At 60.6% G+C, this 19,784-nt stretch carries 20 protein-coding genes; 7 read left to right on the top strand and 13 right to left on the bottom strand.

The features are described 5' to 3' along the window. Positions 1–69 precede the first annotated feature (69 nt). Positions 70–1,524 (bottom strand): betaine-aldehyde dehydrogenase, encoded by a 1,455-nt coding sequence (gene betB, locus ACR0KX_RS10935; protein WP_170623284.1) that lies wholly within the window; start codon positions 1,522–1,524, stop codon positions 70–72. A 188-nt stretch (positions 1,525–1,712) separates the two neighbouring features. Here betB and ACR0KX_RS10940 point away from each other — a divergent pair, with 188 nt between their 5' ends. Beyond that, a complete protein-coding gene (locus ACR0KX_RS10940) occupies positions 1,713–2,042 on the top strand; it encodes a hypothetical protein (protein ID WP_170623286.1) in 330 nt (109 codons plus the stop codon). A gap of 3 nt (positions 2,043–2,045) precedes the next feature. Here the strand turns inward: ACR0KX_RS10940 and ACR0KX_RS10945 are convergent, their stop codons facing one another. Then, positions 2,046–2,558, bottom strand: coding sequence for a potassium channel family protein (locus ACR0KX_RS10945; protein ID WP_170623288.1), 513 nt, complete (start codon positions 2,556–2,558; stop codon positions 2,046–2,048). 65 nt (positions 2,559–2,623) lie between these two features. Continuing rightward, complete coding sequence (trhO, locus tag ACR0KX_RS10950; RefSeq protein ID WP_170453576.1) at positions 2,624–3,529, bottom strand: oxygen-dependent tRNA uridine(34) hydroxylase TrhO; 906 nt, start codon at positions 3,527–3,529, stop codon at positions 2,624–2,626. 92 nt (positions 3,530–3,621) lie between these two features. Between trhO and pncA the strand changes: the two genes are divergently transcribed. After that, positions 3,622–4,215 (top strand): bifunctional nicotinamidase/pyrazinamidase, encoded by a 594-nt coding sequence (gene pncA / locus ACR0KX_RS10955; RefSeq protein WP_170453575.1) that lies wholly within the window; start codon positions 3,622–3,624, stop codon positions 4,213–4,215. Here the strand turns inward: pncA and ACR0KX_RS10960 are convergent. Further along, positions 4,212–4,742: a hypothetical protein gene (locus ACR0KX_RS10960; protein ID WP_170453574.1), complete on the bottom strand. Its 531-nt coding sequence runs from the start codon at positions 4,740–4,742 to the stop codon at positions 4,212–4,214. The genes pncA and ACR0KX_RS10960 overlap by 4 nt on opposite strands. Positions 4,743–4,907: 165 nt before the next feature. On the opposite strand from ACR0KX_RS10960, the gene pncB reads away from it, so the two are divergent. Then, positions 4,908–6,200, top strand: a complete 1,293-nt coding sequence (gene pncB / locus ACR0KX_RS10965) for a nicotinate phosphoribosyltransferase (RefSeq protein WP_170623290.1) — start codon at positions 4,908–4,910, stop codon at positions 6,198–6,200. On the opposite strand, the gene ACR0KX_RS10970 is transcribed toward pncB, so the two are convergent. From ACR0KX_RS10970 to ACR0KX_RS10990, 5 genes are all read right to left on the bottom strand, one after another. Further along, positions 6,197–7,648: an aldehyde dehydrogenase family protein gene (locus ACR0KX_RS10970; RefSeq protein ID WP_480708414.1), complete on the bottom strand. Its 1,452-nt coding sequence runs from the start codon at positions 7,646–7,648 to the stop codon at positions 6,197–6,199. The two genes, pncB and ACR0KX_RS10970, sit on opposite strands and share 4 nt — an antisense overlap. 35 nt (positions 7,649–7,683) lie before the next feature. Then, positions 7,684–9,282, bottom strand: coding sequence for a dipeptide ABC transporter ATP-binding protein (locus tag ACR0KX_RS10975; RefSeq protein WP_170623294.1), 1,599 nt, complete (start codon positions 9,280–9,282; stop codon positions 7,684–7,686). Beyond that, complete coding sequence (locus tag ACR0KX_RS10980) at positions 9,279–10,094, bottom strand: ABC transporter permease (protein ID WP_480708415.1); 816 nt, start codon at positions 10,092–10,094, stop codon at positions 9,279–9,281. The genes ACR0KX_RS10975 and ACR0KX_RS10980 overlap by 4 nt, the downstream gene beginning before the upstream one ends. Beyond that, positions 10,091–11,038 (bottom strand): ABC transporter permease, encoded by a 948-nt coding sequence (locus ACR0KX_RS10985; RefSeq protein WP_170623298.1) that lies wholly within the window; start codon positions 11,036–11,038, stop codon positions 10,091–10,093. Before ACR0KX_RS10985 ends, ACR0KX_RS10980 begins: the two co-directional genes overlap by 4 nt. A 69-nt stretch (positions 11,039–11,107) precedes the next feature. Further along, complete coding sequence (locus ACR0KX_RS10990; protein WP_170623300.1) at positions 11,108–12,595, bottom strand: ABC transporter substrate-binding protein; 1,488 nt, start codon at positions 12,593–12,595, stop codon at positions 11,108–11,110. 171 nt (positions 12,596–12,766) lie between these two features. Here ACR0KX_RS10990 and panB point away from each other — a divergent pair, with 171 nt between their 5' ends. The 4 genes from panB to ACR0KX_RS11010 all read left to right on the top strand — a co-directional run bounded on the left by panB (position 12,767) and on the right by ACR0KX_RS11010 (position 16,867). Beyond that, positions 12,767–13,606 (top strand): 3-methyl-2-oxobutanoate hydroxymethyltransferase, encoded by an 840-nt coding sequence (gene panB, locus ACR0KX_RS10995; RefSeq protein ID WP_170453567.1) that lies wholly within the window; start codon positions 12,767–12,769, stop codon positions 13,604–13,606. Beyond that, positions 13,603–14,445: a pantoate--beta-alanine ligase gene (gene panC / locus ACR0KX_RS11000; protein WP_170453566.1), complete on the top strand. Its 843-nt coding sequence runs from the start codon at positions 13,603–13,605 to the stop codon at positions 14,443–14,445. The genes panB and panC overlap by 4 nt, the downstream gene beginning before the upstream one ends. Positions 14,446–14,513: 68 nt before the next feature. After that, complete coding sequence (gene glpK / locus ACR0KX_RS11005) at positions 14,514–15,992, top strand: glycerol kinase GlpK (protein ID WP_480708416.1); 1,479 nt, start codon at positions 14,514–14,516, stop codon at positions 15,990–15,992. A 140-nt stretch (positions 15,993–16,132) separates the two neighbouring features. Then, complete coding sequence (locus tag ACR0KX_RS11010; RefSeq protein WP_480708417.1) at positions 16,133–16,867, top strand: caspase family protein; 735 nt, start codon at positions 16,133–16,135, stop codon at positions 16,865–16,867. A gap of 48 nt (positions 16,868–16,915) precedes the next feature. On the opposite strand, the gene smpB is transcribed toward ACR0KX_RS11010, so the two are convergent. The 4 genes from smpB to ACR0KX_RS11030 form a co-directional block, all read right to left on the bottom strand. Continuing rightward, positions 16,916–17,392, bottom strand: a complete 477-nt coding sequence (smpB, locus tag ACR0KX_RS11015) for an SsrA-binding protein SmpB (protein WP_170453563.1) — start codon at positions 17,390–17,392, stop codon at positions 16,916–16,918. Between the two features lie 58 nt (positions 17,393–17,450). Beyond that, a complete protein-coding gene (gene idi / locus ACR0KX_RS11020) occupies positions 17,451–17,993 on the bottom strand; it encodes an isopentenyl-diphosphate Delta-isomerase (RefSeq protein WP_480708418.1) in 543 nt (180 codons plus the stop codon). A gap of 202 nt (positions 17,994–18,195) precedes the next feature. Beyond that, entirely contained in the window at positions 18,196–18,609 is a 414-nt protein-coding gene (locus ACR0KX_RS11025; RefSeq protein ID WP_170453561.1) for a cytochrome c family protein, read from the bottom strand. A 114-nt stretch (positions 18,610–18,723) separates the two neighbouring features. Continuing rightward, positions 18,724–19,737 (bottom strand): P1 family peptidase, encoded by a 1,014-nt coding sequence (locus ACR0KX_RS11030; RefSeq protein WP_170623306.1) that lies wholly within the window; start codon positions 19,735–19,737, stop codon positions 18,724–18,726. Between the last annotated feature and the right edge of the window lie 47 nt (positions 19,738–19,784).

Consider the following 19,784-nt stretch of genomic DNA (forward strand, 5'->3'; position numbering starts at 1 on the left):
GTTCTGTTCCCGACGCGAAATGTCGGGAACAGAATTTATTGGCATGAGCCTATCTCATGCGAAACTCACTTAGTACGGAGCCTCAACGTCGTTCATGGACACGTAGACCGTCTTCATTTCGCTGAAATGGTTGATCGCCAGCTTTGAATTCTCGCGCCCGACACCTGACATTTTTGATCCGCCAAAGGGCGCTTCGACCGGGGCCAGGTTATATGTATTAATGTAGCAGGTCCCCGCCTCGAACCCGGCGACGATGCGGTGGGCGCGGGTCAGGTCATTGGTAAAGACCCCGGCGGCCAGACCAAACTCGGTGTCATTGGCGCGGGCCAGAACCTCGGCCTCGGTGTCGAAATCCAGAACCGACATGACCGGGCCAAAGATCTCCTCGCGCGCGATGGTCATGTCGTCGGTGACGTCGGCGAAAACGGTGGGCTGCATGTAGAACCCGTCGCCCTCGATCCGCTTGCCGCCATAAACCAGACGCGCGCTTTCGGCCTTGCCCTTTTCGACATAGCCTAGCGCGATGTTCATCTGGTTTTCGCTGACCATGGGGCCGAAATTGACCTCTTCGTCCAGCGGGTCGCCGATTTTGGCAGTGGCCAGACGTTCGGACAGGCGGGTCAGGAACGCCTCTTTGATGCCCTTTTGCACAAACACACGGGTGCCGTTGGAACAGACCTGCCCCGAGGAATAGAAGTTGCCCAGAATCGCGCCCGAGACAGCGTTTTCGATATCGGCGTCGTCGAACACGATCATCGGGGATTTGCCGCCCAACTCCATGGTCACGTGCTTCATCCCATCTGCCGCAGCGGCATAGACCTTACGGCCCGTCGGCACCGACCCGGTCAGCGAGACCTTGGCCACGCGCGGATCGGTCACCAGCGAGGCACCCACATCGCCATAGCCCTGCACCACGTTGTAGACCCCCTTGGGCGCGCCCGCTTCGATCAGAATCTCGGCCACTTGCAGCGCCGACAGGGGCGTGGTTTCCGAGGGTTTGAAGATCATCGTATTGCCGCAGGCCAGCGCCGGGGCCCCTTTCCAGCAGGCGATCTGGGTCGGATAGTTCCACGCACCGATGCCAACGCAAACGCCCAGCGCCTCGCGGATGGTGTAGACGAAATCGCCGCCGCCCAACGGGATATGCTCACCGGTCAAAGACGCAGCCAGACCTCCGAAGTATTCCAATGCGTCGGCACCGCTGGTTGCATCGGCCACCAGCGTTTCCTGCAGGGGCTTGCCGGTGTCATGGGTTTCAAGGATCGACAATTCGCGATTGCACTCGCGCATGATATCGGCGGCCCGGCGCAGTACCCGGCCGCGCTCGGTTCCCGACATCGCCGCCCATTCCGCCTGAGCCGTTTTTGCGCTATTTAGAGCCATATTTACAATATCTGGCGTGGCCGAGTGCAGGCGTGCGATGACCTCTCCGGTCGCCGGGTAGATGACGTCAATCGGCGCGCCGTTGGTGTCTTCGACATAGACACCGTTGATGAAATGACTGGCCTTGGGTTGAAACTTCATACCGGGTTCCTCTTGGTCTGATGCGCCAATGCACGGCGCGAGGGGCAGTTTATCCCGGCCTATCGGTTGTTGATTGACCAGTCAATAAAAACCGCACAACGGCAAGATGACGCCTGCGCGCCAAGGGCTACCCTTGAAAATCTTGGTTAATGTTCTATTTATGTTCTACATAGTCAGAGGATCGACCGATGACCCAGAACACGCGAAATTCAGCCCTTGGAGGCTCGAGCAACGACTACCACCTGCTTCCGGTCACGGACCGGCAAATGCGCTATGCCCAAGCGATTGCTGAACGGTCGGCATTGGAAATCCCAGTCGACGTGCAGCGTGACCGAAAAATGCTGTCAGACTGGATATCGGCGCACAAACCCCGTGCGACCTCGCAATTCGACAACTACCCGACCGGCAAACAGGTCGCCTTTGCCGAGCGTATTTCGCGCAGCAAGCGACGCCCGATCCCGTCTGAGTGCTTTCGTGACAAGCGAATGATGTCGCGTTGGATTGATCAGAACAAATAGGCTCTAATTCGGGTCATTTTGACCGTGATTGCGCGCGTAAAGCGCAACCGCAGCAGCAACGAACATTCCCAGCAGAATGTATCCGGTCACCGCTTCGGCCACGGCAAGACCACGGCACAACCCCGTCGGGGACATGTCACCGTATCCGACGGTGGTGAAGGTCACGTAGGAGAAATACAGAATATCCGCCGGACCCTGCGCGCCAATCACGCAGTTGTCGTTGTATCCAAACGCACCATACACAGCGGCGAACAAGAACGGCACGACCTGAATGAACGAAACGCCCATCAGGAACAGCAGCCGACGCGGCGATTTCACCTGTGTCATGTAGTACCAGGATTGCGAAACGATCCAGAGCAGCAGACCGACCGAGGCAATCGAGCCGATGGTATCCCCGGCTGTTGCTTCACTCAGGCGCGACAACCCGAACCAGGCCAGAAAGCTAGCCAGCACCAGCCCCAGCGCGGCCAGAAGGGTGGATTTCCATTCAGCAAGGGTTGTGGGTTCGCGGTGCATGGACACTCCGTCAGGCTGGTCTGCCTGCGATCATCCGGTCTAAGCCGCGGGCCTGCAAGCCGAATTTAATCGGAACCCAAGTGTTCAACACCACGTTTGCGCGCCAGCAGGATCTGCTTTTGCCGTTCGCGAAAGCGCGCCTTGTCGGCCTCTGAAGTCTCATCGATACAGCGATGACAGGTCACGCCGTGTTCGTATTCGGGTCGCTTCATATCTTCGGGCAGGATCGGGCGGCGGCAGCCATGGCACAGCTTATGAGGGCCTTCGACCAGCCCATGCCCCACCGAGACGCGATTGTCGAACACAAAGCATTCACCCTGCCAGGTGCTGTCCTGCTTTGGCATCTCTTCCAAATAGCGCAGGATGCCGCCTTTCAGGTGATAGACATCCTCGACCCCCTGCCCCAGCAGGTAGTTGGTCGATTTCTCGCAGCGGATACCGCCGGTGCAGAACATGGCAACGCGCTTGTTGTGGAAGCGGTCCTTGTTTTCTTCCCACCAGGCGGGAAATTCGCGGAAACTGGCGGTTTCAGGGTCTATTGCGCCCTCAAACGTGCCAATCGCCACCTCGTAATCGTTACGCGTGTCGATCACCACCACATCGTCGGACCGGATCAGGTCGTTCCAGTCCTCCGGCTCGACATAGTTGCCGACGCGCGCGCGCGGGTCGACATCGGGCTGGCCCATGGTCACGATCTCTTTCTTCAGGCGCACTTTCATCTTGCCGAATGGCGGATGGTCTGCAGTCGCCTCTTTCCACTCAAGGTCCGCGCAGCCGGGCAGCGCCTTGATATGCGCCAGCACCGCATCGATCCCGGCGCGCGGGCCTGCGATGGTGCCGTTGATCCCCTCTTGCGCCAGCAGCAAGGTGCCTTTGACCGACTGGGCGCGGCAAAGCTCCAGCAGCGGGTCGCGCAGGGCGGCATGATCCGAAAAGCGGGTGAAGTGATAGAGGGCAGCGATCGTATACATGCGCGCGATCTAAACCCGCGCGCGCAGAGTCGCAAGGGACCGGATTGACGCCCCCCGCACCACGCCGTACCGATAGATCAAAGGAGACCGCGATGACCCACGCCCTGATCGTAATCGACGTCCAGAACGATTTCTGCCCCGGTGGCGCGCTGGCCGTCGCAGGCGGGGATGAGGTCGTGGCCCCGATCAACGCCATGATGGGTGATTTCGACGCCGTGATCCTGACGCAGGACTGGCATCCGGCGGGTCATTCCAGCTTTGCCAGCTCACACACCGGCAAATCCCCGTTCGAGGTGATCGAAATGCCCTATGGCCCGCAGGTCCTATGGCCCGATCACTGTGTTCAGGGCAGTCAGGGGGCCGAATTTCACCCCGACCTGCGGACCGATGCGGACCTGATCATCCGCAAAGGGTTTCGCAGTGCCATCGACAGCTATTCAGCCTTTTTTGAAAACGATCAGACAACGCCAACGGGCCTGAAAGGGTATCTGGAAACGCGGGGCTTGTCGCGCGTGACTCTGGTTGGGTTGGCCACGGATTTCTGCGTGCATTACTCGGCAGTGGATGCGGCGCGACTGGGTCTGGATGTCACCGTCCGGCTGGATGCCTGCCGGGGCATCGATATGGACGGGTCGATGGCGGCAGCCGAACAGGCGATGCGTCAGGCCGGGGTCAAACTGGTTTAACTCCCGGCACCCGCCGCTTCGAGGAATTTGAACAGCACAAACAGGATTACGGCCAAACCAAGGGCGAAGCCGATCCGCCCCGGAACCGCGCGCCGTTTGGACCGGCTGACCGGGGTTGGCATCGGAGGCTGAACAACAGGCTCGGATCGCATAACGCCCTGCACCGGGCGCGCCCGCTGGACGTGATCCAGAAACTGCATGAAATCGAACTCGCCACTGTATTCGCCCTGAACGCCCTGACTTTTGATACTGGCGAACAGCGCCGACAGGATGCGTTCGCGCTCGGGCTGGTCCGCAGGTGGGTAGACGTCAGGCGCAATTCCACTGTCATGCGCCGCCAGCCCGAAGCCCGCATCCTGAAACATCTTGCGGATCTTGGGCGACGCCCCGCGCAGCGCATCAGACGTCTTAACATCCCGAAACAGCGCAATCACCTGACCCCCGTCCGGACCAGAGGTCGGCGGCGCGTCAGGCGTTTGTTCGTCCAGTGCTTTCCTTACAATATCAAAGTCGTACCGAAGACTCATACACCACTAACAGCCTTATTCTTCCATCCCACACCCTCACTAATCGGTGATAAGACCAAACAATATGCCCGCTTTGTGACGTCAAGCGGGCATTGTCACCAGATCAGCGACTCTTGCCATTCCCCGTGCTGATTGATCTAACAACGGAAATCGCAGGAGTTCCCCATGGTCGATATCGCGACCCGTGTCTACAACCACAAATGGAAGATCGACCCGATTGTTCGGTCTTTGATCGACACAGATTTCTACAAACTGCTGATGTGCCAGTCAGTGTTTCGAAATAAGCCTCAAACAAATGTGGAATTTTCACTGATCAACCGGTCGAATCACGTGCCTTTGGCCAATTTGATCGACGAAGGAGAGTTGCGGGAACAACTGGATCACATCCGTTCGCTCAGCCTCAGCCGTGGGGAAAGTACCTGGCTGCGGGGCAATATGTTCTACGGCAAACGGCAGATGTTCCGGTCAGATTTCATGGAGTGGTTCGAGAACACACGCCTGCCGCCCTATCATCTTGAGCGGAAGGGTGATCAGTATGAGCTGACGTTTGAGGGCAAATGGCACGAGGTCATGTTGTGGGAAATCCCCGCTTTGGCCGTATTGATGGAACTGCGCTCGCGCGCCGTGCTGAACCAGATGCGCCGGTTTGAATTGCAGGTGCTCTACGCTCAGGCCATGACGCGGTTGTGGGAGAAGATCGCGCAGCTTGGCTCGATCGAAGGGCTGGGGATTGCGGATTTCGGGACAAGGCGGCGGCATTCCTTCCTGTGGCAGGATTGGTGCGTTCAGGCGATGATCGAAGGCCTGGGGTCATCCTTCACCGGCACTTCGAATTGCCTGATCGCCATGCGGCGCGAGGTTGAGGCCATTGGCACCAACGCCCACGAACTGCCCATGGTTTATTCCGCGCTGGCCGACACGGATGAGGAATTGGCGCAGGCCCCCTACGATGTCCTCAGCGACTGGCATGATGAGCATGACGGCAATCTGAGGATTATCCTGCCCGACACCTACGGCACCAAAGGGTTTCTGGATCGCGCACCCGATTGGCTGGCCGGCTGGACCGGGATCCGGGTCGACAGCGGCGATCCCGCTGCCGGGGCCGAAGTGGCCATCGACTGGTGGAAATCCCGCGGTGAGGATCCGACGCAAAAGCGGATCATCTTTTCGGACGGATTGGACGTGGACAAGATCAAGGAACTGCACGGCCAGTTTGCGGACCGCGCCAATATCTCCTTCGGTTGGGGCACTCTGCTGACAAATGACTTTCGCGGTCTGGTACCGGGCGACGCGCTTGCGCCGTTTTCACTGGTGTGCAAGGCGATCTCGGCCAACGGGCGACCGACGGTCAAATTGTCGGACAACCCGGAAAAGGCGATGGGACCGGCGGATCAGATCGACCGTTACAAACGGGTGTTTGGGGTTGGCGCGCAGAAGGCAATCGAGGTGATCGTCTAGCCGTGATAGGCCGCAACGGTCTTGAGTTGCGAAAAGCCATAGAGCGCCTCGAACCCTTTTTCGCGACCGTGACCGGATTTACCGACCCCACCAAATGGCAATTCGACGCCGCCCCCGGCACCATAGTTGTTGATAAACACCTGACCCGAGCGCAGACGTTTTGCCAACCGCATCTGCCGCGCGCCATCGCGTGTCCAGATACTGGCGACAAGGCCGTAGTCGGTGCTGTTGGCAATGGTTAGAGCCTCATCTTCCGTGTCGAACGGGATCAGAACCTGAACCGGGCCGAATATCTCATCCTGCGCCAAAACGTGATCGGGGGGCACGTCCGCGAACAGGGTTGGTCGGACATAGGCCCCGGCCGCTGGCGCGTTGGCGGTGATCTGCCCCTGCGCGGCGATGGTCAGATCCCCGCCTTTCGCCAGAAACCCCGAGACGATGGTCTTTTGCCGGTCCGAGATCAGCGGGCCGACCCGAAGGTCATCCATAGCGCGACCGACATTCAATTGATCATAGGCCTCGGCCATACGCGCCCTGACCTGATCATAGACGCCACGCTGCACCAGAATGCGGGACGAGGCCGAACAGGTCTGCCCGGCGTTCTGAATGCCTGCATTGACCAGAAAACGCAGGGCCGCGTCCAGATCGGCATCATCAAAGACCAGTTGCGGTGATTTCCCGCCCAGTTCCAGCGTCACGGGGATCACATTTCGCCCCGCCGCCTGCTGCACCAAAGCACCCGTCGCAACCGAGCCCGTGAACGAGATATGGTCAACGCCCGGATGCCCGGATAGCGCGGCCCCAGCCTCGGCCCCCAATCCGGGCACAACATTCAGCGCCCCGGCAGGCAGCCCGGCCTCGGTCGCCAGATGGGCAAAGGCCAGTGCGGTCAGGCAGGCCTCTTCCGCCGGTTTCAGGACACAGGCATTGCCCATGGCCAGCGCCGCCCCGACCGAGCGGCCTATGATTTGCATCGGATAGTTCCAGGGCACGATATGACCCGTCACGCCATGCGGTTCGCGCAGAGTGTAAACCGTGTAGCCGTCCAGATACGGGATCGTCTCGCCCATCACCTTATCCGCTGCACCGCCATAAAACTCGCAATAGCGCGCCAGGGCGACAGCATCCGCCCGCGCCTGAGTCAGCGGTTTACCAACATCCATCGCCTCCAAGGCAGCCAGATCCTCGACCCGTTCCTGAACCAACCGCCCCAGGCGGCTCAGGATGCGCCCCCGCTCGAACGCGGGCATTTGGCCCCAGTCGCCGTCCAATGCAGATCGGGCCGCCGTGACTGCCGCATCCATATCTGCGGCACCGCCCCGCGCGATGCGGCAAATCTCCGATCCATCGGACGGGTTGACCAAGGGCAGCGATTGTCCCCCGTCCGGCGACTGCCATATACCTCCGATCAGACAGAGGCTGGGATCAAACCAAATCGGGTCGGTCATCGAAAGCTCCTATTTCGGCTCTAATACGGGAAAACTCATGCGGCACCCTTCCCGATCTCAGGCAATTGCGGCGCGGCCGAGATCAGTTTTTGGGTGTAGGGATGGCGCGGGTGGGTGAAGACCTGCTCGGTCTCGCCCTGTTCAACGATCTTCCCGGCCTGCATGACCATCACCCTGTCCGTAATTGTGCGCACGACGCTCAGGTCGTGACTGATGAACAGGTAGGTCAAATCATAGGCCGAGCAAAGTTCGGCCAGCAGGTCCAGAATCTGCGCCCGGACCGAAACGTCCAAGGCCGAAACCGCCTCATCAAACAGGATCAGTTCTGGGCGGATGATCAGTGCACGGGCGATGGCAACCCGCTGCCGCTGCCCACCCGAGAATTCGTGGATGTACTTGTCGGCGTCCTCAGGACGCAGCCCCACGGCGGTCAGCATTTCGGCAATCCGATCCTGCCGCTCTGCCCCTTTGGGAGGGGTTTCGAGCAGGTGAAAAGGTTCCGTAATCAGCCGCGCAACGCGGTGGCGCGGGTTGAAACTGCCATAGGGGTCCTGAAACACCACCTGCATCTTGCGGCGCACCGCCGGGTTGGGTTTGTGGCCTGAAAAAACCGGCTGACCGTCCAGCCGGATGTCACCGGATTGAACCTCTTCCAACCCCAAAATAGCCCGTGTTAGGGTCGATTTCCCGCATCCGGACTCTCCGACCAGCCCCAACCGCTCGCCCCGGTTGAGGGTGAAGCTGACGCCATCCACGGCACGGGTATGGCCCGGCGCGTCGAACAGGCCTTTGCGGGGCAGGCGATAGTCACGCATCACCTGCGTGACCTCCAGCTGCGGCTGCGGCTGCTGGGCGTCGGGCAGTGTCACCTGATGGTTCGACGCCTCGAACAGCATCCGCGTATAGGGGTGCTGCATATTGCGCAGCAGATGATCCGTCGCACCGCTTTCGACCACCGCGCCATGGCGCATGACCACGATCTGATCCGCCATATCGGCGACAACGGCCAGATCGTGGGTGATCATCAGCAGGCCCATGCCGTATTCGGTCACCAACCCCTTGAGCAGCTCCAGAATCTGGGCCTGAGTGGTCACATCCAGCGCCGTTGTCGGCTCATCCGCAATCAGCAGTTTGGGACGCAGGGCTATGGCCATGGCGATGACCACGCGCTGACGTTGCCCGCCCGACAGCTCGTGCGGATATCGGGACAAGGGGAAGCGATCCGGTGGCAGGCCGACGCGCGTCAGAACTTCCTCCGCCCGCTCCCGCGCCTGCGCGGGGGGCATCGCTTTGTGGATCAGAATGGTCTCCATCACCTGATCGCCGATGGTCTTGACCGGGTTCAGCGCAGTCATCGGTTCCTGAAACACCATCCCGATCGAGGCACCGCGCAAGGCACACATCTCAGCCTCGGGTCGGTTCAGGATTTCCTGCCCATCCAGCAAAATCGAGCCGCCGCTGTCCGCCCCGTTTGGCAACAACTGCATCACGGCCAGCGCCGTCATCGACTTGCCCGAGCCGCTTTCCCCGGTCACCGCCACGATCTGACCGGGCGCAATCATCAGGCTGACCTGTTTCAGAATCTCGACCCCGTGGATACCCAGGGACAGGTTTTCGATCCGTAGCAAACTCATGCCCGCGCCACCCGGATTCTGGGGTCCAGCCAGTCGCGCAGCCCATCGCCCAGCAGGTTCAGCCCCAGCACGGTGACGATGATCGCCAGACCCGGAATCAGAGCCAAATGCGGGGCGAAACTGACCATTGTCTGCGCGTCGGCCAGCATCCGACCCCAGCTTGGCGTCGGTGGTTGAGCGCCCAGACCGACGTAACTCAGTCCAGCTTCGGCCAGAATGCCAAGCGAAAACTGAATGGTGCCCTGCACGATCAGCAGATTGGCGACGTTGGGCAGGATATGCTCCACCGATATCCGCGCCGCGCCCTTGCCCGAGACACGGGCGGCGAGGATGAACTCGCGCTCCCACAGCGACAGCGCGGCCCCTCGGGTGATGCGCGCGAAAACGGGGATGTTGAAGATGCCGATGGCGATGATCGCGTTGATGGCTCCGGCCCCGAAAACGGCCGTGATCAGGATTGCTATGACGAGCGAGGGGAAGGCAAAGACCAGATCATTGCCGCGCATAATGACCTCATCCAGCCACGACCCTTTGCGCGCCGCCGCTGTCAGACCCAGCGGCACGCCCAAGCCGATGCCAATCCCAACTGCGACCAGCGCCACCGCAATCGACGTTCGCGCACCGACCATGATCATCGAGAACATGTCGCGCCCGAAATGATCGGTGCCGAACCAGTGCTGCGCGCTGGGCGGGTGCAGTTTCTGCGGAATGTTCAGAGCCGCAAAATCATATGGCGTCCAGACAAAAGACACCAACGCCGCCAGCAGGACCAGCGACGACAGCGCCGCGCCAAGGATCAGGTTGCGGCTCATGTCCGGCTCCTTAGCCTTGGGTCAACGGCGGCATAGGCCAGATCGACCAGAAAGTTCACCGTGATGACAGCGAAGACCAGCAGCATGACCACCGATTCCACCACGATCAGGTCACGGGCCGAGATTGCCTGAAACACCAGCCGCCCGAGGCCGGGCAGGTAGAAGACCTGTTCGATGATGATCGACCCGGCCAGCAGGAACGAGAATTGCAGCCCTATAATGGTCAGCACCGGGATCAGGGCATTTCGAACCCCGTGCCGCCACAGCGCCTGACGGCGGGACAGACCCTTGGCGCGGGCGGTGCGCATGAAATCCTCGCCCAGAATGTCCAGCAAGGACGACCGCATCACACGCGCCAGAATGGCCGCTTGCGGCAGGGCCAGGGCAATCGCGGGCAGGGTCAGGGAATGCATACCGGTCCAGAACCCTTTGTCCCAGCCTGCAAACCCGCCCGCATTGAACCAGCGCAGGTTGATGGCGAAGATCAGCACCAGCATCATCGCGAACCAGAAGTTCGGCACGGCGATGCCCAGTTGCGTGGCCCCCATCACTGTCAGATCGCCCGGCTTGCCCCGGCGCGCGGCGGCGTAGATACCTGCCGGAAAGGCGATCAGGGTCGACAGGGTCAGCGCATACAACGCCAGCGGCAGGGATACCCAAAGCCGATCCGCAATCATCTGCGAGACCGGCGTGCGATAGGTGTAGGAGGTGCCGAAATCCCCCACCAGCATTCCACCGACCCAGCTGAAATACCGCTGTACTTTGGACCCGTCCAACCCCAATTCGGCCCGCAGGGCAGCCAGCGTATCCTCTCGCGCGTTCACACCCAGCATGAACGAGGCCGGATCGCCCGGCGCGATCTCGATCACCGCAAAGATCACCACCGAGGCGACAGCAAGGCTGATCATCAAAGAGATCAGTCGTTTGAGAGCGTATCGGAGCATTTCCGGCCTGTATAAAGGTCATATGTCTGGCAGGCAGATACGATGAGCCTGCCAGTCAGAAACACCAGTTTATTCGGCCCAACTGATCGCCGTCAGATCAATCGCCGCCGTGGGCGCGTTCTGCCACAGCCCCTGCACGCCAGCCTTGGCCACGCCCAGCTTGGCCAGTTGGAACAGGTATCCGTTGACATAGTCGCTGGCGATCAGGCGTTGTGCTTCGCCCATCAACCGGGTGCGTTCGTCCGGGTCGGTTGTGGTGTTCAGTAGATCCATCAGCGCCTGAAAATCGGTGCTGTCATACTGGAAATAATAGTCAGGCCGCGCATAGATACCGATATCCATCGGCTCGGTATGGCTGACGATAGTCAGGCCGAAATCCTTGCCTTTGAATACCGATTCCAGCCATTGCGCCCATTCGACATTGATGATCTCGGCGGTGATCCCAACCTCGGCCAGTTGTGCTGCGATGATCTCTCCACCCCGACGGGCATATGACGGAGGCGGCAGGTGCAAAGTGGTCTCGAACCCGTCCGCATATCCGGCCTCGGCCAGCATCGCTTTGGCCTTTTCCGGGTCATAGGCCGACTGACCCGTCAGATCGACATAGGCCGGGTGATGTGGCGCGAAATGAGTACCGATAGGCGTGCCATAGCCAAACATCGCCCCGTCGATGATGGCCTGACGGTCAATTGCATGGGCCAGCGCCTGCCGGACAAGAATATCGTCAAACGGGGCCTGCTTGTTGTTGGTGGACAGGATCGTTTCCCCCTCGGTCGAGCCGACAAGGACCTGAAAGCGCGGATCAGCTTCGAACTGAGGCAGATTCTCGGGCGCGGGGAAATTGTCGAACACATCCACATCCTCGGCCATCATGGCGGCAAAGGCAGCGGTCGGGTCCGAGATGAACTTGAAGGTAGCAGTCTCCAACGCGGGCTGATCGCCCCAATAATCGGGATTGCGGTTCAGTGTGATACTGTCGCCCTGCACCCATTCGCCAAAGGTAAAGGCTCCGGTGCCGACGGGGTTGGTCTTGATGTCCTCGATGCTTTCGGATGCGACGATCACCGCATCGCCCCAGGCCATGTTGAACAGGAAATTGCCGTTTGGCTCGGACAGGGTGACCTTGACGGTGAGCGGGTCCACGGCTTTGACGCTTTCGATCCCGGCAAATAGGGCTTTCTGCGCGTTGGCGCTGTCATCGGCATTGGCGCGGTCCAGACTGAACTTGACGTCTTCGGCATCCATCGTGCTGCCGTCATGGAAGGTCACACCCTCACGCAGCTTGAACGTATAGACCGTACCGTCATCCGAGATTTCCCAGCTTTCCGCCAGCCCCGGCACGACCGAGCCGTCACCCATGAACCGGGTCAGCCCTTCGAAGATATTGGTGTAAACCACCGAATCGATTGCCTGCGCAGCAGCACTGGTTGGATCCAGATGCGGCGGTTCCAACTGCATCGCAATCGTAATGTCGGACTTGGCCATCGCGCCCGTTGCCAGCAATCCGGCGCTCAGCGCAAGCACCGAGCCAAAGGTTCGAAACACCTGCTTTGTCATGAAAATCTCTCCCCGTTGAAGTCAACGTAACCGCGTTTGTGCGGGTTATTCCTGGGCCAGTGTTCCTTTAAACCTTGGGTCATTCAAGGAAATGTTCGCGCAACCGGGGTTTCTATGGCCCTGCCTGATCTGTTATGCCGCGCTGCAACATGAACCCCGCGAGGAGCGAGCATGAGCGCCACCGCCCGCAAGAAAGCCCCGAACGCCCAGGATATTCGCGCCCGAAAAGGCGGCGAGCCCCTGGTCAGCCTGACCGCCTATACCACGCCAATGGCCCGGCTGATGGACGCTCATTGCGACTTTGTTCTGGTCGGTGACAGCGTCGGCATGGTGCTGCACGGGTTGGAATCGACCCTTGGCGTGACGATGGAGATGATGATCCTGCACGGTCAGGCCGTCGCGCGCGGCTTGAACAGCGCGATGATGGTCATCGACATGCCCTTTGGCAGCTACGAGGAAAGCCCGGCGCAGGCGTTCCGCAACGCCGCCCGCCTGATGGCGGAAACCGGCGCGGGTGCGGTCAAGCTGGAAGGCGGCGTTGAAATGGCCGAAACCATCCGCTTTCTTGTCAAGCGCGGTATCCCGGTGATGGCGCATATCGGCCTGACGCCGCAGTCGATCAATACGCTGGGCGGCTACAAGGTGCAGGGCCGGGATGAGCAGGCACAGGCGGTTTTGGCCGATGCCCATGCGGTGACCAACGCGGGCGCATTTTCCGTCGTGTTAGAGAAGGTGCCGCAAGGTCTGGCCGATCAGATCACGGCCGAGGTCGCGATCCCGACCATCGGCATCGGTGCATCCGCCGGGTGTGACGGGCAGATTCTGGTGGTGGACGACATGGTGGGCTTTTTCACAGCGTTCAAACCGAAATTCGTCAAACGCTATGCCGAGCTTGGTCCACTGGCCGAGGCTGCAATCTCCGAATACGCCGCCGAGGTCCGCGCGCGCAGCTTTCCGGCAGCCGAGCATGTCTTTGCCGATCAGGCCCCCGCCAAAGGCCCCAAATCATGACCGCACCGATCCTGCGCCGTCTGGCCGACCTGCGTGCGCTGACCACCGAATGGCACCGCAAGGGCGAAACCATCGGCGTTGTGCCCACCATGGGTGCGCTGCATCAGGGCCACCTGTCACTGGCCGAGGCCGCGCGGGCGGGTACCGACCGGGTGATCGTCACCATCTTTGTGAACCCCAAACAGTTCAACAACCCCGAGGATCTGGCCAATTACCCGCGCACCGAACTTGAGGACGCGGAAAAGCTGGCCCCCTACGGCGTCGATGCAATCTATGTGCCCGAACCCGACGAGATCTATCCGCAAGGCTTTGCCACCAATGTCTCGGTCACCGGCCTGACCGACGTGCTTGAGGGTGAATTCCGCCCCGGCCATTTTGACGGGGTGGCCACCGTGGTCGCCAAGCTGTTCCTGCAAACGCAGGCAGACCGGGCGTATTTCGGGGAAAAAGACTATCAGCAATTGCTGGTCGTACGCCGCATGGCGCGCGATCTGGACATCCCCGTCGAAGTGATCGGCTGCCCTACGGTGCGCGAGCCTTCGGGGCTGGCCATGTCCTCGCGTAACCTGCGCCTGTCGCCCGAGGCGCTTGGGGTGGCCGCACATCTGAACAGGGTGATGCAGGACATCGCTGACGCATTGAAAACCGGCGCAGAGTTTGATCCGCTGGTGAAACAGGCGCAGGCCGATCTGCTGGCCGCGGGGTTTTCGCAGGTCGAGTACCTCAAGCTGCATTGCGCCGAAACGCTTGAGCCTTTGCCCCATCCGGATCGCCCCGCCCGGCTGCTGGCTGCCGCCTGGCTGAACGGAATCCGCCTGATCGACAATATTCCCGTCTGAACGCTCTGGCCCGAGCGTCATTGTTTGCGCTAAAGTCCCGCAAAACAGTTTGGGAGAGGCGCGCAGGCATGACCTATATTCTGGCAATCGATCAGGGCACCACGTCCTCACGCGCGATATTGTTCGATGCGCAGATGAACCGTGTCGGAACGGCGCAGCGTGAATTTCCACAGCATTTCCCGCAGGAAGGCTGGGTTGAGCATGATGTCGAGGATATTTGGGACAGCGTCCTGACCGTCTGCCGCGAGGTGATGGAGACCAGCAAGGTCTCAGCCGACCAGTTCGCCGGGATCGGCATCACCAACCAGCGCGAAACCACCGTGGTCTGGGACAAGACCACCGGTAAGGCGATCCACAACGCCATCGTCTGGCAGGACCGTCGCACCGCCGAGATCTGCGCCCGCTACAAACAGGCCGGGTGCGAAGATGACGTGACCGCCCAGACCGGCCTGCTGCTGGATCCTTATTTCTCGGGCACCAAGGTCAAATGGCTGCTGGACACCGTCGATGGCGCGCGCGACCGGGCCGAGGCCGGAGAGCTGCTGTTCGGCACCATCGACAGCTTTCTGATCTGGCGTCTGACCGAAGGGCGCAGCCACGTGACCGACGCCACAAACGCCGCCCGCACCCTTTTGTTCGACATCCACAAGGGCGCGTGGAGTGCAGAGATTTGCGAGCTTCTGGATGTGCCGTTGGCGATGCTGCCGCAAGTGCTGGATTGCGCGGCGGATTTCGGCAGCACGTCGCTGCTGGGCGGCAATATCCCAATCCTGGGCGTCGCGGGGGATCAGCAGGCCGCCACCATCGGGCAGGCCTGTTTCCAACCCGGCATGATGAAATCGACCTATGGAACGGGATGTTTCGCGCTGCTGAATACCGGCACGCAGCCTGTCGCCTCGAAGAACCGCCTGCTGACCACCATTGGCTATCAATTGGACGGGCAGAGGACCTATGCGCTGGAAGGGTCAATCTTCATCGCGGGGGCTGCGGTGCAGTGGTTGCGGGACGCGCTGAAAATCATAGATGCCGCCCCACAAAGCGGCGATCTGGCAGCGCAGGCCGATCCGACCCAGCATGTAGTGCTGGTACCTGCCTTCACCGGGCTGGGCGCGCCCTATTGGAAACCCGACTGCCGGGGCGCGATGTTCGGACTGACCCGCAACTCGGGCCGTGCCGAAATTGCCCGCGCCACACTGGACAGCATCGCCTTTCAAACTCGCGATCTGTGGCACGCCATGCAAGGCGACTGGGGCGCCGAGGCCGATGTGATCCTGCGCGTCGATGGCGGGATGAGCGCATCGGACTGGACCATGCAAGGGCTGTCAAACTGTCTGGGCGCGCCGGTGGATCGCCCGGTGATGCAGGAAACAACCGCTCTGGGCGCGGCGTGGCTGGCCGGGATGAGAGCCGGCGTTTACCCCGATCAAGCCGGATTTGCCGAGACATGGCAACTGGACAAACGCTTTGAACCGGAGATGGCGCAAGAAGCCCGCGACGCCGCCTATGCCCGCTGGCAACGCGCGGTACAGGCAGCGATGGCATTTTAATGGGATGAGCAAGGGTGGCGGTTGGTTTCTGCGGCTCTATCCTTGTGCTTCGGGCGATACCGGTGAAGCAAAACCTGAATGACGTTTACCCATAAAACCTGGAGGCCGAATTGACGCGTATTTTTGCAGCATTTTATATCGTGACCGCCCTGTTAGCAGGGCCGTCAGCGGCGCATGAACGGTTTGCTTTGGTGATTGGGAATGCCGGATACACAAATGTCCCGGCGCTCGACAACCCCGTGAACGACGCGCAATTGATGAGCGATGAACTGCGCGACGCCGGTTTCTCGGTCACAACGCTGACAGATGCGAACCGCGCAGAGATGATGCGCGAAGTCGAAACCTTTTCCAGCAAAGTACGCGCGGCGGGGTCCGAGGCGTTGGCCGTATTCTATTTCGCGGGACACGGGGTGCGCAGTGATGGTTTCAACTATCTTCTTCCGCTGGGTGTGAACATTCAGTCCGAGGCTGACGTAGCGGGCGAAGCTGTCCCGGCAGAATGGGTTTTGGATCGCTTTCACTCGCCACAGGCTGTAAGCGTTATGATCCTTGACGCCTGCCGCGACAATCCGTTCAGCAGCCAATCGGATGTGGTTCTGGATGTGGGCGACGGGCTGGCGCGTATGACCGCCCGCACGAACAACCTGATCGCCTATGCCACAGGCCCCGGTGACGTTGCACTTGATGGGACCGGAACCAACAGTCCTTATACAGCAGCGATTGCGCGCGGGATCAGGACCTCGGGCCTGTCGCTTGATCAGATGTTTGATCAGGTGCGCTCGGATGTTATCAGCGAAACGGATGGCGTCCAGTCCCCCTGGGCGCGGTCGTCGCTGAACCTTAGGATCGGTATGAGAGACCCGACGTCCAACTGATTTAGGCTTTCAGCCCAGGGCTTTGCAGTGGTCGGGGTGTCACCCACCCTAGCTGTGATCTTTCATCAAACGCTGCTTTTGCCGTGACCAGTCGCGCTTGGCCTGCGTTTCTCGCTTGTCGTGCAGCTTTTTACCCTTGGCGATGCCGATCTTCAGCTTGGCCCGGCCCTTATGGTTAAAATACAGAACCAGCGGCACCAGCGTCATACCCTTGCGCTGGGTCGCATTCCACAGGTTGGACAACTCCTTGCGTGAGACCAGCAGTTTGCGGCGGCGGCGTTCTTCGTGTTTGAACACCTTGGCCTGCTCATACGGTGCAATGTAGCTGTTGATCAGCCACAGCTCTCCATCATCGACCGAGGCATAGCTTTCGGCAATGTTCGAACCACCGGCCCGCAGGGATTTGACCTCGGAGCCTTCCAGCACGATGCCGCACTCGATATCCTCTTCGATTGCGTAATCGAAGCGGGCGCGCCGGTTTTCGGCGATCACTTTGTAATTCGGGTCGGTCTTCTGCTTGGCCATGACGCGTTGATTTAGGCCGCTTGCAGCAGCCATGCAAGACAAGGATATGCCCTGCGCCTCAGGATTTTGCGAAAATGATCAGGTCGGGGCCAAAAATCGTGTCGGCATGGTTGTGCAGATAGATCTTCAGCCAGGGCGTGAACCGGTCCGGGTGGCGCTGCACCTCGGCCAGCAGGTCGTGATAGTCGATCCAGCGGATCTCCATCACCTCGTCCGGGTTCGGCTCGATCTTCAGCGGGCCGCGCACATGGGCCAGAAAGACATCCACCACCTCATGCTCGACCATGTCGTTGCCGACATCGGCGTGATATTCCAGCCGGTGGCGGTATTCCGGGTAAAGACCGGTGATCCCAAGCTCTTCCCGCAAGCGGCGCACGGCACACGTCGAGGCGTTTTCGCCCCAGTCGGGATGGGTGCAGCAGGTATTCGCCCACAGGCCGGGCGTGTGATATTTGCCCAGCGCGCGCCGCTGCAGCAAAATCTCGGTCCCGCGAATAACGAAAACCGACACCGCCTTGTGCCTGAGGCCTTTCTGATGTGCCTCCAGCTTGTCTACTGGGGTCAGTTCGCCATCAACCCAGGCCGGGATCATGATTCCCATCGGTCGTCTCCTGCTCCCGATCCGTAGGACGGGGGAAGTAAAAAGAAAAGCTAAGGCCGGATCGGCTTGGCGTCGCGGCCCCGTCGGAGTGTTGTTTCGCCACGTGAGGTCAAACTGGCAACGTTAAGGCCAGTTATCAAGCGCACGAAAGGCCGCAGGGGCTGCGGCCTTTCGTCATGTCACCCGTTATGAACGTGTGAATTTATTCGCCAGAGACGCTGACGATATAGGCAAAAACGTCCTCGGCCCCGGATTTCAGCTTGAAGGTCATTTTCGACTTGGCCGCGGTGTCATCCAGATAGTCTTTCAGGAACGCCTTGGGGTCCTGCGAATAGGCGACAAAGGTTTCCTCGTCCCAGACCAGCCCGTTTTCACCGGCGGCGACGATGCTGTCGCCATATTTGAACCCTTCATAGGTGCCAGCGGTCCGGCCTGCGACGCCGTAGAGGTTGGGTCCGGTCTTGCCGCCTTTCACGATCACTTCGCCGGCAGGGTCAGCGATCAGGTGGCAGGATTTACACTTGTTGAAGGCTTTCTTGCCGGCCTCGGCATCACCTTCTGCATAGGCTGGCAGGGCCAGCAGGCCGACAATTGCGGTAGCGAGGATACGATTCATTGTCTTAGCTCCGATACGAAATTGGCTGCACCGAATGGACCGTCGGTACAAAAAAGAGTCAACCGGCAGATTGCCGCGTGACGACACTCTGCCACTGCGACATAGAGGCTGTCCTTAACTTAAGTCATGTAACACGGACCAACAGGGCAACAGATCGCCTTGTGCCGGGGTCGCCAGATAAACCGCGCGCGCAATGGCACGTGCAAGGCAGATCGAAGCCGCGTGGCCGATCATCCCAAGCTCGGCGTCAGTGGACAATGCCCTTGCCCCGGTACTGACCCCAAAGACCAGATCCCCGTCGCCCGGCGTATGCGCCGGCAGCACAGCGCGGGCGATGCCGTCATGGGCCGCCACGGCAACGCGCTGGCACTGAGGTTTCGACAAAGCCGCATCGGTGGCGACTATCGCGATCGTGGTGTTGGTTTTCTCGGGATCGCCGCGCATCGCCTGTGCCTTGCGACTGGGGGGCGGACGGCCCAGACCGGCATTGGGATCAGGGCCTAAACCGCCGAATTCATCCCCGATTTCAAACGGCGCCGCCCAGAAATGACGCTCACCCGGCGTGGTGACGCTGCCCAGCGGGTTGGCCGCAACCAGCGCGCCAACGGTGATTCCGTTGTCCAGCACCAGCGAGGCTGATCCCAGCCCGCCCTTGTGCATCGCCGCCAGAGCACCCGTACCCGCGCCAGCCGTGCCCAGAACGAAATCCCCACCGGCGTTGTCGAACGCTCTGCGCCCCAATGCGCGATAGGGGTTTTCCTCCCACTCCTTGTCGCCGCCATTCAGCAGGTCGAACAGGATCGCCCCCGGCACGATCGGAACCACAGTCTCCCCGACCGGAAACCCCCGGCCCTGCACCCGCAGCGCATCGGAGACGCCCGAACACGCATCCAGCCCGAAGGCCGAACCACCGGACAGCGCAATCGCATCAACCCGTGTAACCGATTTGTCCGGCGCAAGCAGATCGGTTTCGCGCGTTCCCGGCGCGCCGCCCATCACATGGACCGAAGCTGTGAAGGCCGCATCCGCCGTCAGGACGGTTGTGCCGGATTTCAGCGTGCCATCCTGCGCGTTGCCGACCCGCAGGCCAGGGACATCGGTGATCAGGTTTCTGGGTCCAGGGGTCATTGATTTTGTCGAGGTTGGGGCCGGGAAGCGCGCAGGCGCGCTGCCTC

Source organism: Ruegeria sp. BG5, assembly GCF_056538425.1.